General features: G+C 71.2%; 13 protein-coding genes. 6 read left to right on the plus strand and 7 right to left on the minus strand.

The genetic code is table 11. The annotated features are described in order from the left end of the window. Positions 1-8 precede the first annotated feature (8 nt). The gene (locus AB0H62_RS45380) at positions 9-1589 is read right to left on the minus strand and encodes an FAD-binding protein (RefSeq protein WP_360592370.1); all 1581 of its coding nucleotides are present in this window, start codon (positions 1587-1589) and stop codon (positions 9-11) included. 99 nt (positions 1590-1688) lie between these two features. On the opposite strand from AB0H62_RS45380, the gene kstD reads away from it, so the two are divergent. Genes kstD through AB0H62_RS45410 form a run of 6 tightly spaced genes read left to right on the plus strand, consistent with a single transcriptional unit; the run spans position 1689 to position 7240 of the window. Then, complete coding sequence (gene kstD, locus AB0H62_RS45385; RefSeq protein WP_360592371.1) at positions 1689-3353, plus strand: 3-oxosteroid 1-dehydrogenase; 1665 nt, start codon at positions 1689-1691, stop codon at positions 3351-3353. Then, a complete protein-coding gene (locus AB0H62_RS45390) occupies positions 3350-4504 on the plus strand; it encodes a Rieske 2Fe-2S domain-containing protein (protein WP_360592372.1) in 1155 nt (384 codons plus the stop codon). The genes kstD and AB0H62_RS45390 overlap by 4 nt, the downstream gene beginning before the upstream one ends. Then, positions 4501-4803, plus strand: a complete 303-nt coding sequence (locus AB0H62_RS45395) for a hypothetical protein (protein WP_360592373.1) — start codon at positions 4501-4503, stop codon at positions 4801-4803. The genes AB0H62_RS45390 and AB0H62_RS45395 overlap by 4 nt, the downstream gene beginning before the upstream one ends. After that, positions 4796-5818: a ferredoxin--NADP reductase gene (locus AB0H62_RS45400; RefSeq protein ID WP_360592374.1), complete on the plus strand. Its 1023-nt coding sequence runs from the start codon at positions 4796-4798 to the stop codon at positions 5816-5818. Before AB0H62_RS45395 ends, AB0H62_RS45400 begins: the two co-directional genes overlap by 8 nt. A 21-nt stretch (positions 5819-5839) precedes the next feature. Beyond that, a complete protein-coding gene (locus tag AB0H62_RS45405) occupies positions 5840-6700 on the plus strand; it encodes a MaoC/PaaZ C-terminal domain-containing protein (RefSeq protein WP_360592375.1) in 861 nt (286 codons plus the stop codon). 57 nt (positions 6701-6757) lie between these two features. Next, positions 6758-7240 (plus strand): riboflavin kinase, encoded by a 483-nt coding sequence (locus AB0H62_RS45410; RefSeq protein ID WP_220238234.1) that lies wholly within the window; start codon positions 6758-6760, stop codon positions 7238-7240. Between the two features lie 15 nt (positions 7241-7255). On the opposite strand, the gene AB0H62_RS45415 is transcribed toward AB0H62_RS45410, so the two are convergent. The 6 genes from AB0H62_RS45415 to AB0H62_RS45440 form a co-directional block, all read right to left on the minus strand. Then, the gene (locus tag AB0H62_RS45415) at positions 7256-7834 is read right to left on the minus strand and encodes a DUF5134 domain-containing protein (protein WP_220238233.1); all 579 of its coding nucleotides are present in this window, start codon (positions 7832-7834) and stop codon (positions 7256-7258) included. 188 nt (positions 7835-8022) lie between these two features. Next, positions 8023-9192, minus strand: a complete 1170-nt coding sequence (locus tag AB0H62_RS45420; RefSeq protein ID WP_360592376.1) for a lipid-transfer protein — start codon at positions 9190-9192, stop codon at positions 8023-8025. Beyond that, on the minus strand, positions 9189-9575 hold the full coding sequence (locus AB0H62_RS45425) for a MaoC family dehydratase (protein ID WP_220238231.1): 387 nt from the start codon (positions 9573-9575) through the stop codon (positions 9189-9191). Before AB0H62_RS45425 ends, AB0H62_RS45420 begins: the two co-directional genes overlap by 4 nt. Further along, entirely contained in the window at positions 9572-10480 is a 909-nt protein-coding gene (locus tag AB0H62_RS45430; RefSeq protein WP_360592377.1) for an OB-fold domain-containing protein, read from the minus strand. The genes AB0H62_RS45425 and AB0H62_RS45430 overlap by 4 nt, the downstream gene beginning before the upstream one ends. Next, the gene (locus AB0H62_RS45435; protein WP_360592378.1) at positions 10477-11649 is read right to left on the minus strand and encodes an acyl-CoA dehydrogenase family protein; all 1173 of its coding nucleotides are present in this window, start codon (positions 11647-11649) and stop codon (positions 10477-10479) included. Before AB0H62_RS45435 ends, AB0H62_RS45430 begins: the two co-directional genes overlap by 4 nt. Continuing rightward, complete coding sequence (locus AB0H62_RS45440) at positions 11646-12713, minus strand: acyl-CoA dehydrogenase family protein (protein WP_360592379.1); 1068 nt, start codon at positions 12711-12713, stop codon at positions 11646-11648. Before AB0H62_RS45440 ends, AB0H62_RS45435 begins: the two co-directional genes overlap by 4 nt. Between the last annotated feature and the right edge of the window lie 75 nt (positions 12714-12788).

The raw sequence follows: 12788 nt of genomic DNA on the forward strand, positions 1-12788 counted from the left end.
GACCAAGACTAGAACACGTTCTCGTTTTTGTCGACGCGATCGGATTCCAAGGCGCTACTCTTCCCCGCCCGGCGACCGGAAAACACGCAGTCGGCCAGCGACAGACCGCTCACGTAGGACCTGGAACAGATTCCCACGGCCGTCCGCCCTGCCGCGTACAGACCGCGAACGCCGGCCACCTCGCCCGTGTCCTCGTCGACCACGAGCCCGCCCAGCGTCAGCATCGGGCACGGGTAGCCGAGGCTCGGCTTCACCGACACGTCGATCAGCGAAAACGGCGGAGTGTCCAACGGCCGTGCGAACTCCGCGGGCTTCCCCAGCGGATCCGGACCTCGCCGATACGCGGCATGCGTCTCCCGCAAACCCTCCGGGTCGACACCGGCCCGCCGCGCGACTTCCTCCAAGGAAGCACCCGTGACGCGCCCGCGGCCGAGCAGGTACCGCAGCTGCATCCACGCGAACCACTGCCCCTGCTTGCGCCCGTCCCGCCGAGCCTCGGCAACCACCGGCTCGTCGACGAGCAGCCAGCCCCGTCCGCCGTGCGCGGAGATCATCCGCTCGCCGATCGCCGCGCCGTAACGGGATTCGTCGATGATCCGCCGCCCGTCGACGTCCACGAGCAGGCCACCGAGGAACGCGGCCGGCGGCGCGAGGAACCGCCACGCCGAGATCCGGCCCATCTCCGCGACCCGGCCGCCCACCGACAAGCCCAGCTCGATACCCGAACCGTCGTCGGCCGAAGTTCCCAGCACAAGCCCGCCGCGATACGCCGGTGCATGCTGCCGCACCAGCTCACGATTCGCGATGAACCCGCCCGCCGCGAGCACCACACCCCGGCGCGCCACGATCCGCACCTCACGCGAACACCGCTCTTCCAGCCGCTCCACGCGCCGGTGCAACGAGCGTCGAAACGGTGGCACATAAATCCCCGGCTTCGCGGCGTACGAAGCCAGCACCGCATGCCGCCGCCGCGCCCAAGAAGGAGCCAAGCTGTCCGCGACAACCCCCGTGACCGCACCAGAAGCGTCCACGACGAGACTCCGCGCCCGGGTCTGCGGCACCACCCGCACCCCACGCTCCCGCGCCGCCGCGAGCAACCGCACCATCAGTAGCTTCCCCGACGTCCCCGGCCCCTTCACGCGATGCCCGCGCGGTGCCGGCGCGGCCGCGTCCCGGAACCCGCCCGACGCCTCACTCCCGGAGTAGTACAGATAATGCGCGTTGCTGGGATACGACGTCTTGTACGGGCACAAACTCCCCTCGAACGGCACCCCCAGCCCCTCGAGCCACCGGATCATCTCCGGGCTCGTCTCGCAGAACCGCCGCAACGTCCGCGACGACACGACCCCGTCGGTCTCCAGCCGGAGGTACTCGAACATCGCGTCGACGCTGTCGGAAATCCCGGCGTCGAGCTGCTGCGAAGTGCCGCCGCCGGCGTAGACCACGCCGCCGCTCACCCGGCTCGCGCCACCACCCCAAAACCGGTCGAGGAGCAGCACCTCGGCCCCCGCGTCGGCGGCCTCGATGGCCGCGCACGCGCCGGCCGCGCCGGCTCCGATCACGACGACGTCTGCCACGAGCTCGTCCATGTCGGCCACCCTAGAACTGGAACACGTTCTCGTCTATGGTGACAGAAGCTGCTCCGAACAGGCCAGGAACTCGCGATAACACGTTACATGTGAGGTGGCATGGCGAACGAGTACGACGTGGTGGTCGCCGGCAGCGGCGCCGCCGGGATGACCGCCGCGCTCGCCGCCGCCCGCCGGGGCCTCAGCGTGGTCGTGCTGGAGAAGGCGGCCTGCTTCGGCGGGTCGACGGCCCGGTCAGGCGGCGGCGTCTGGCTCCCCGGCAACCACGCGCTCAAGGCAGCCGGCATCGACGACACCCCGGACAAAGCCCGCGAGTACCTGGCCGCGATCGTCGGCGACGTCGTGCCCGAGGCCAACCGCGAGGCGTTCCTGGCGCACGGGCCCGAGGTCCTGGAGCTCATCACGCGGCACACCCCACTCGAGTTCCGCTGGGTGCCGGGCTACAGCGACTACCACCCCGAAGCCCCCGGCGGACGCGCCGCGGGCCGCTCCGTCGAACCGAAGCCGCTCGACGCGAAGCTCCTGGGCGACGACCTGGCTCACCTGGAGCCGCCGTACAGCGCGCCGCCGCTCGGCGTCCCGATCACCCAGTCGGACTACCGCTGGCTGAGCCTGCTCGCCCGCCACCCCCGCGGCCTCGCCCGCGTTGCCAAGCTCGGCGCGCGCTGGCTCGAGGGGAGGCTCCGCGGGCAGGAGCCGATCGCCATGGGGCAAGCGCTTGCGGCCGGGCTTTTCCTGGGGCTCAGGCGTGCCGGCGTCGACGTCCTTCTCGACACCCCGCTCGTCGAGCTGACCACCGAAAACGGCCGCGTCACCGGCGTCCGAACCACCGGCACCGTCTTCCACGCCCGCCTCGGCGTGCTGCTCGCGTGCGGCGGCTTCGAGCACAACGAGGAGATGCGCACCAAGTACCAGCGCGCCCCGATCGGCACCGAGTGGACCGTGGGCGCCGCCGCCAACACCGGCGACGGCATCACGGCCGGCCTGAAGCTCGGCGCGGCCACCGACCTCATGAACGACGCGTGGTGGGGCCCGTCGATCCCGCTCACCGGCGGCCCGTGGTTCGCCCTTGCCGAGCGGTCGCGGCCCGGCTCCCTCATGGTCAACGCGCGAGGTGCCCGGTTCGTCAACGAGTCCGCGCCCTACGTCGAAGCCGTCCACGCGATGTACGGCGAAGGCGACGGCCCCGCCGAGCACATCCCCACGTGGCTCGTGTTCGACCAGCGCTACAAGGACCGCTACCTGTTCACCGGCATCGGCCCGCGCCAGCCCCTGCCCGGCCGTTGGTACAAAGCCGGCATCGTCGCGAAGGCACCGACGATCGAAGAGCTGGCCGCCAGCATCGACGTACCTGCCGAAGACCTGCGAAGCACCGTCGAACGCTTCAACGGCTTCGCCCGCACCGGCGTCGACGAAGACTTCCACCGCGGGCGAAGCGCCTACGACCACTACTACGGCGACCCGCTCAACCACCCCAACCCCAGCCTCGGCCCGCTGGCCAAACCGCCGTTCTACGCGGTGAAGATCGTGCCCGGCGACCTGGGCACCAAGGGCGGGCTGCGCACCGACGAGCACGCCCGCGTGCTGCGCGAAGACGGCTCGATCATCCCCGGGCTCTACGCGGCGGGCAACACCAGCGCGGCCGTGATGGGCCGCACCTACGCCGGGCCCGGCGCGACGATCGGGCCCGCGATGGTGTTCGGCTACCTTGCGGCCGAGCGGCTCGCGACCGAAGATCGGACCGGCACGGGAGGCAGCCAGTGACGTCACCACCGCGAGAGACCGTCCGCACGATCGACGTCGGCACGCCGCCCACGCGCTTCGCGCGCGGCTGGCACTGCCTCGGCCTCGCCGACACCTTCCGCGACGGGAAACCCCACGCCATCGAAGCGTTCGGCACGAAGCTCGTGGTCTTCGCCGAATCGTCGGGCCGGCTCAACGTGCTCGACGGCTACTGCCGCCACATGGGCGGCGACCTCACCCAGGGCTCGGTCAAGGGCAATGAGCTCGCGTGCCCGTTCCACGACTGGCGCTGGAACGGCGCCGGCAAGTGCGTGTCGATCCCCTACGCCAAACGGGTTCCACTTCGCGCGCGGACACGGTCTTGGCGCGTGCTGGAGGAGAACAAGCAGCTGCTCGTGTGGCACGACCCCGAAGGCAACCCGCCGCCCGACGACGCGGTGATCCCCCGCGTCGAGGGCGCGTTCAGCGACGAGTGGAGCAACTGGACCTGGGACTCGATCCTCATCGAGAACGCCAACTGCCGCGAGATCATCGACAACGTCGTGGACATGGCGCACTTCTTCTACATCCACTACGCCTACCCCACGTACTTCAAGAACGTGTTCGAAGGCCACATCGCCACGCAGTTCCTCAACACCAAGGGCCGCCCCGACATGGGCATGGCGTCGAACTACGGCGGCGAGGACAACCTGCTGCGCTCGGAAGCCTCGTACTTCGGGCCGTCGTACATGATCAACCACCTGGTGAACTCGTTCCAGGGCTTCGAGATCGAGAACGTGCTCATCAACTGCCACTACCCCGTCACGCCGACGTCGTTCGTGCTGCAGTGGGGGATCATGGTCAAGAAGCTGCCCGGGATCTCCGACGAGCACGCGGACAAGATCGCCGCGCGGCTCGCGAAGGGCATCGGCGTGGGGTTCCTGCAGGACGTGGAGATCTGGAAGAACAAGACCCGCATAGACAACCCGTTGCTGTGCGAGGAAGACGGGCCCGTCTACCAGCTGCGCCGCTGGTACGAGCAGTTCTACGTGAACGCCGACGACGTCACCGAGGACATGACGCGCCGCTTCGAGTTCGAGGTCAACACCAGCAAGGCCAACGAGGCTTGGACCGCGGAGGTGGCGGAGAACCTGGCGCGGCAGCGCGCGGAGGCGGAAGAGGCAGGCGTGTGACGGCCGAGGTCACGGAGTTCCTCACCGCCGGACTGCGGCCGCACGAGTGCCGCAGCTGCGGAACGTGCGTGCTGGTGAAGAAGAACAGCCTCATGCACACGAGCATCCAGTGGACCACCGACGCTTCCCGCAGCTGTCCCGTTTTCGCCGCGCACGTGGCCGCCGGCCGGCATCCCGCGTTGCTCGACACGTGCGAGCATCTGGCCGACAGCATCACCGACGCCGTGCGTGACGGGAGCCTCGCCGTGGCCGACCGGTCCCGCGACGGCAGCGCGGCCGAGGTGGTGCGCGGTGGCTGACGTCGTGACACTGACCGTCGCGGAGGTGATCGTCGAGACCGCCGACGCGCGCTCGATCGTGTTCGCCATCCCGGAAGAGCATCAAGCGACCTTCGCCTACGCGCCGGGCCAGTTCCTCACGCTGCGGATCCCCAGCGACCGCACGGGGTCCGTCGCGCGGTGCTACTCGCTGTCGAGCGCGCCGCACGAAGGCCGGGTGCAGGTCACGGTGAAGCGCACGGGCTTCGGCTCCGGCTGGGTGTGCGAAGAGCTGCGGGTCGGCGCGGAGATCGACGTGCTGCCGCCGGCCGGGGTATTCGTGCCGTCCTCCCTGGACGGCGACTTCCTGCTGTTCGCGGCGGGCAGCGGGATCACGCCGGTGATGTCGATCCTCAAGTCGGCGCTGCGGCACGGCACCGGTCAGGTCGTGCTCGTGTATGCCAACCGCGACGAAGCGTCCGTCATCTTCGCCCGGCAGCTCGCCGAGCTAGTGACACAGCACCCGGACCGACTCATCGTCGTGCACTGGCTCGAATGCCTGCAGGGCCTGCCGTCCTCGCGCACGCTCGAAACCCTCGCCGCGCCCTACCGCGGCCACGACGCGTACGTGTGCGGGCCGGCGCCGTTCATGGCCGCGGCCAGGACCGCGCTGACCGAGCTCGGCCTGCCGCGTGAGCGCGTCCACGTCGAGAAGTTCCACTCCCTCACCGGGAACCCCTTCGAGCACTCCGTCGAACCCGAGCTCGAAGCAGACGGCGGCGAGACGGCCCGGCTCACCGTCGATCTCGACGGCGAAACCCGCACCGTCGCCTGGCCCCGACAGCGGAAGCTGCTCGACCACCTGCTCGCCGAAGGCCTCGACGCGCCCTACTCGTGCCGCGAAGGCCAGTGCAGCGCTTGCGCGTGCCGACTGGTGTCGGGTGAGGTGAAGATGCTGAACAACGAGGTGCTCGACGCTGAAGACCTCGCCGACGGGATCGTGCTGGCCTGCCAGTCGCTGCCCGTCACGGACGAGGTGTCGGTCAGCTACGAATAAGCCGAAAACCAAGGAGACTCCGTGCCCATCGACCCCGCGCTCGCGATCGGTGCCGACCTGGGCGAGGTGCGGTTCGCCTGGACGCCGTCCGACGTGCTGCTCTACCACCTCGCGCTGGGCGCCGGCGCCGATCCGGTCGACGAGCGCGAGCTGCGCTACACCTACGAGCAGGACCTGCGCGTGATCCCGACGTTCGCCACGGTCGCGGTGAACCTGCGCACGTTCACCCCGCCCACGCTCAAGTTCCCGGGCGTGGACATCGACCTCGCGAAGGTGCTGCACGGCACGCAGGAGATCGAGCTGCACCGGCCCATCCCCGTCGACGGCGAAGCGGTGGCGCGCACCCGCATCACCGACGTGTTCGACAAGGGCAAGGCCGCGGTTCTCGTGCAGGAGACCACGGTGGCCGACACCCAGGGCGATCCACTGTGGACGGCTCGTTCCGGCATCTTCGCCCGCGGCGAAGGCGGGTTCGGTGGCGAGCGCGGGCCGTCGCGCAAGCTCGCGTGGCCCGAGCGCGAGCCCGACGCCGTGCTCGACACCCCGACGCTGCCCCAGCAGGCGCTTTTGTACCGCCTGTGCGGCGACCGCAACCCGCTGCACGCCGACCCCGCGTTCGCGAAAGCCGCCGGGTTCGACCGCCCGATCCTGCACGGCCTGTGCACCTACGGCGTGGTCGCGAAGGCGCTCACCGACGCGTTCCTCGACGGCGATCCCACGCGGATCCGCTCGTTCGGGACGAAGTTCGCCGGCGTGGTCTTTCCGGGCGAACCGCTGCGCACGCGCGTGTGGCGCGAGAGCGACCGGCTGCTGGTGACCACGACCGCTCCGGAGCGTGACGACGCTCCTGTGCTGTCCGACACAGTGCTCGTGCCGCGCTGAGCCGACCGCCAGTATTACGGTGTCGGAAAGGACACCGGAACAGGGACGGGACGGCGGATGGCGGACGAGCACGCTCTCGGTCAGCACAGCGGCACCTTCTTCGTGGTCCGCGGACCGGTGGAGCCGGGTGACCAGCGCGGCCGCGAGCTGGGCTTCCCCACGGCGAACATCGCGCTGCGCAACCAGAGCGGGCAGGTCGGCGACGGTGTCTGGGCCGGCTGGGCCGAGCGCGCGGACGGCACGCACGTGGCCGCCGCCGTGTCGGTCGGGCGCCGCCCCACGTACTACGGCGCCGACGGCTACCGGCTCGTCGAAGCGCACCTGCTCGACTTCAAAGGCGACCTCTACGGCGAGACGCTCACCGTCTGGCTCGGCGCGCACCTGCGTGAGCAGCAGAAGTACAACTCCGGCGAAGAGCTGATCGAGGCCCTCGACCGTGACGTCGCCTCCACGCGCAAGTGGATCGAGGAGAACCCGGCGCGCGAGCTGCCGGACCTCGGCACGCCACCGCCCGACGGCGAGGTCCGCCGGATCGGCTGAGCCGGCAACAGTCCGTTACACCGCAGCCAGCAGCAGGTACCCCATACCCGCACCCATCACCGCGCGGCACACCGTGCGTGAGGTCAGCCCGGGTGCGGCCGCGCCGCGCGTACGCACCGCGACCACTCCCGACCGTGCGGCGTCGGCCACGAAGTACACCGCGCCCAGCACGGCGAGCAGCGGCACCGCGAGCCGGGCGTCCATTGAGGACATCGTGAGCCACGGGCCGTGGACCATGCCGTCGTGGGGCATCGCGCTCACCATGTACAGCATCGCGGCCGCCGACAGCGCGTGGTGGCCGCAGCCCGAAGCGTGCGCCGCGTGCGCCTGACCGCGCCCGCGCCACCAGGCGAACCCGAACCAGGCCGCCGTGAGCACGAACACCGCCTGCCAGCCAGCGGCGGGAATGGGGCCGCCGACGGGCGAGATCATCGCCACCATGGCCACCACGAGCAGCAGCTCGGCGAGGTCGGCGTTGCGCATGCCGGAGCCGAGGCGCGCGTAGTCGAGCCGCACGAGCCGCAGCACGCACGGCAGCGCGAGCACCGCGAAGACCGCGGTGAGCAACCACGCCACCAGCACCGGTGCACTCATGGCGAGCCCGCGAGGACGGTGGATCCGGACATCGTCGTGCCTGCTTTCACGCTGCGTCGCTGATCTCCGCTCCACGGTGACATTCCACGGCGGGTGAGCACCAGCCAGCAAAGAGGTGAAAGCCGTTGCCCCACAAGAGTTACCGCCCTCGTAGAGCTACCCGTACGGGGCCAGGGTATTTGTCGCGCTCAGTGACGAGTCAAGACCAGTCCACTAGTCGGGACGCCGGTGCCCGCGGTCACCAGCACAGTCTCGGCGTCGCGCACCTGGTTCACGGCCGTGCCGCGGATCTGGCGCACGGCCTCGGCGATGCCGTTCATGCCGTGGATGTAGGCCTCGCCGAGCTGCCCGCCGTGCGGGTTGAGCGGCAGCGCGCCGTCCAGCGTCAGGGTGTCGCCGGCGATGAAGTCTTTCGCCTCGCCGCGGCCGCAGAAGCCGAGCTCCTCGAGTTGCATCAGCACGTACGGGGTGAAGTGGTCGTAGAGCACCGCGACGTCCACATCGGACGGTCCGAGTCCCGACCGCGCCCACAGCTGCCGGCCCACCACGCCCATCTCGGGCAGCGCAGCGAGGTCGTCGCGGTAGTAGCTGGTCATCACGTACTGGTCCGGCCCGCTCCCCTGCGCCGCCGCCGCGACCACGGCCGGCGCGTGGCGTAGGTCGAGCGCGCGCTCGACGCTCGTGACGACCAGCGCCACCCCGCCGTCGCTCTCCTGGCAGCAGTCGAGCAGGTGCAGCGGTTCCGCGACCCAGCGCGACGCCTGGTGCTCGGCGAGCGTGATCGGCCGGCCGTGGAACCACGCCGCCGGGTTGGTCGCGGCGTGCGCGCGATCCACCACGGCGACGCGGCCGAAGTCCTCGCTCGTGGCGCCGTAGTCGTGCAGGTAGCGGCGCGCGATCATGGCGACGGTGGCGGCCGGCGTCGCGATGCCCATCGGGTAGTGGAACGCGTTGTCCACACCGGACGAGTTCACCTGCGTCGCCGCGGCGGCCGACACTCGGCCGAAGCGCTGTTCGGAGCGTTCGTTGAAGGCCCGGTACGCCACCACCACGTCGGCGACACCGGTGGCCACGGCCATCGCGGCCTGCTGCACGGTCGCGGCCGCGGCGCCGCCGCCGTAGTGGATGCGGCTGAAGAACTTGAGCTCCGGGATGCCGAGCTCGCGGGCCAGCGCGATCTCCGCGGTGCCGTCCATCGTGAACGACACCAGCCCGTCCACTTCGGACGCCGTCAGGCCGGCGTCTGCCAGCGCGTGCGTCACGCATTCGGCTGCCAACCGGAGTTCGCTGCGGCCCGAATCCTTCGAGAACTCCGTGGCCCCGATTCCGGCGATCGCCGCCGAGCCCGCCAACGTCACGACGCACCACCAGGCATAGTGAGGGTTACCGTGCCGGTCAGGTGTTCGCCCAGGCTGCCGATGGCGGACACGGCGAGCTCGACGTCGTCGCCGGAGCGGGAAACAACGTGACCGGTAAAGGTGAGCGTGTCCCCCGCGTAACACGGCACGCCGAGGCGGATCTTGATCGAGCGGATCAGCGCCTCGGGCCCGGCCCACTCGCTCACGAACCGTTGCACGAGACCGGTGTCGGTGAGGATGTTGAGGAAAATGTCCTTCGAACCCCGGGCGACGGCGGCGTCGCGGTCGTGGTGCACGTCCTGGAAGTCGCGGGTCGCGAGCGCGGTGCTGACCACGAACGTCGTCGTCGCCTCGATCCGCAACGACGGCACCACGTCACTCATCGCGCCACCCGCCACGCCGGCAAGGTCAGCTCGTCGTCCACCCGCACGAACGCGGCGACCACCGGCAGCCCGACCCGCACCTCGTCCGGCGCCGCGTCGAGCAGCTCCGCCATCACGCGCACGCCTTCCTCCAGCTCCACCAGAGCCACCACGAACGGCAGCCGCTTGCCCGGCACCGGCGGGTGGTGGTGCACGACGTAGCTGTAGACCGTGCCGCGCCCGCTCGCGACGACGTAGTCCGGTGTCGCCTCCAGCGAACCGTCGGGCGGCATCGGACCCGGCGGGTGCCGCAGCGTGTCGCCCCACCGCTGGATGCGCAGCTCGCCGTCGGACAGACCGGCCCAGAAGAACTCCGTGTCCCGGCTGATCACCGGCCGCAGCACGGGCGCGGCCGGTTCGGCCGGGACCGGCCGGAACTTCAGCACCCGGAACACCATGTCCGCCACGGGCTCGCCGTCCACCGTCCACGACGTCCGCGTGGTCACGAACCAGCCCTCACCCAACGCCGTGCGCTTCGGCCCGGCGACGTCCAGCAGCTCCGTCGTGGCCGCGACCCGCTCCCCCGGCCGCAGATAGCGGTCGTAGGTCTGGTCGGAGTTCGTCGCGACGACGGACGTGTACCCGGCTTCGTCGAGCACCGCCATGATCGCGCCCATCGGGTCGTCGTACGCGCGCCCGACGTGCAGCCCCGCCATCGTCCACACCTGCGCCATCGCCGGCGGCGCCACCAGTCCCTTGTGGACGGAAGCCGACGCGACGGCGGGATCGACGTGGACGGGATTGGCGTCCCCGATCGCCTCCACCCAGTTGTTCACCATGGCCTGGTTCACCGGATCCCGCGCGAGCCGCGGCGCGCACGGCCCCGCGGCGGCGATCTTCGCGGCGGCTTCCTCGATCTTCGTCATCGCGGCACCCTCGGCAGTCCCAGCCCGGCGGAGGCGATCAGCTCGCGCTGGATCTCGCTGACGCCCCCGCCGAACGTCAGCACCAGGTTGCGTTTGGCCAGCACGTCGAGCCACTCGGCGAGCTCGGCCGTCTCCGGGTCGGCGAAGTCGCCGTGGCGCCCCACCAGCTCTTCCAGCAGCCGCCCGATCCGCTGGATGCGCTCGGAGGCGAACACCTTCGTCGCCGACGCGTCGACCACCGCGACCGGGCCCGTCCCCGACGAAACCTGCCAGTTGAGCAGTTCGTTCACGCGCGCCACCGCGAACGTCTCGGCCAGCACCGCGCGCACGTCCGGCAGGTCGAGCAACGGCAGGCCGTCCGGGGTGCGGCGCGCGGCGGCCCAGGCCCACACCCGGTCGTGCAGCCCGCCGATCCGCCCGGCCGGGCCGAGCATCACGCGCTCGTGGTTGAGCTGCGTGGTGATCAGCCGCCAGCCCTCGTTCTCGCGGCCCACCAGCAGGTCCGCCGGCACGCGGACGTTCTCGTAATAGGTGGCGTTCACGTGGTGGGCGCCGTCGCAGGTGATGATCGGCGTCCACGAGTAGCCGGGGTCGCGCGTGTCGACGACGAGGATCGAGATGCCCTTGTGCTTGGGTGCGTCCGGCGAGGTCCGCACGGCGAGCCAGATGTAGTCCGCGTCGTGGCCGCCGGTGGTGAAGATCTTCTGGCCGTTGACCACGTACTCGTCGCCTTCACGGACCGCGCGGGTCCGCAGCGAAGCCAGGTCCGTGCCCGCCTCGGGTTCGGTGTAGCCGATGGCGAAGTGGATCTCGCCCGCGAGGATCCGCGGCAGGAACCGCGCCTTCTGTTGCTCGGTACCGAACTCCTGCAGCGTCGGGCCCACCGTCTGCAGCGTCACCGACGGCAGCTGCACGTCGGCGCGTGCGGCCTCGTCCACGAACAGGTGCTGCTCGATCTCGCCGAACCCCTGGCCGCCGTAGCGCTTCGGCCAGCCGACGCCGAGCTTGCCGTCGCGGCCCAGGCGCCGCACGACCTCGCGGTACACCGGCCCGTGGCGCTCCCGCAGCAGTGCCCGGCGTTCCTCGGGCGTCAGCAGGCCCGCGAAGTACTCCCGCAGCTCGGTGCGCAACGCCTGCTGCGCGGCGGTCAGCTCGATGTGCGTGCTCACCCGGCCACCCGTTCCCCCAGCCGGCCCAGCCGGTGCGCGGCGCCGCCGAGCGCCCGGCCGAGGTCCTTCACCGCCGAGGAGTAGCGGTGCAGCGGGTACTCGCGGTCGACGCCGAGGCCGCCGTGCAGGTGGTGGCACGTCGCCAACGCCGCGGGCGCCTGGTCGGTGAGCCAGTAGGCGGCGACGTCGAGCTCCGTGTCGGCGTCGAGGCCCGCCGCCAGCCGCCACCCGGCCGACGTCGCGGCCAGGTGCACGGTCCGGGCAGCCACGTAGACGTCGGCGATCTGCTGGGCCACGGCCTGGAACGCGGCCAGCGGACGGCCGAACTGCGTGCGTTCGGCGACGTGGCGCGAAGTCAGGGCGAGCGCGCCGGCCAGCAGCCCGTCGCCGAGCGCCAGCGCGCCCGCGAGCGCGAACCGGTGCAGCGTGGCGACGGCGTGGCCGGGCGAGCCGTCGCGCAGGAACTCCGTGTCGGCGAGCCGCACGCCGGCCAGCCGCACGGTGTACTCGGGTGAGCCACTGGAGCTGGGCGTGCGGACGAGCTCGACGCCGTCGGCGCGCGGGTCGACCAGCGCGACGGCGGTGCCACCCGGCAGCGCGACCGGGGTGAGGATCCGCGTGGCGTCCGCGGCGTACGGCACGCCCGTCTTCACGCCGGTGAGCTGCCACACTCCGTCGGCGGCCTCCGCGACGGTGCCGGGAACGGTCGTGAGCGGCGCGGACGGCTCGTGCAACGCTGCCGTGAGCACCTCGTCGCCGGCCGCGACGGGCGGCAGCAGCCGGGCGCGCTGGCGCGGCGTGCCGAGCGTCTCGACGGGCAGCACGCCCAGCGCCAGCACGGGATACGCGGGCACTGCGGCGGCCGCGCGGCCGACTTCGGTCAGCACGGCGGCGACCTCCGCGACCCCGAGCCCGTCGCCCCCGAGGTCCGCGGGCAGGGCGAGCGCGAGCAGCCCGGCGCCGGCCAGCGCGCGCCACTGCTCGGCGGGGTCGGCGGATTTGCCGAGCACCCTTGCGGTCAGCGCGGCGATCTCGGCCTGCGTATCGTCTGGGGTGAAGTCCACGCCGGTCCCTCCCTCCGGATGGCCGCCACAAGTGGAACACGTTCTAGTCTTAACCTGAAGGGGCGGGATCGGCAA

This window comes from Amycolatopsis sp. NPDC050768 (assembly GCF_040654155.1).
Lineage (GTDB): Bacteria > Actinomycetota > Actinomycetes > Mycobacteriales > Pseudonocardiaceae > Amycolatopsis.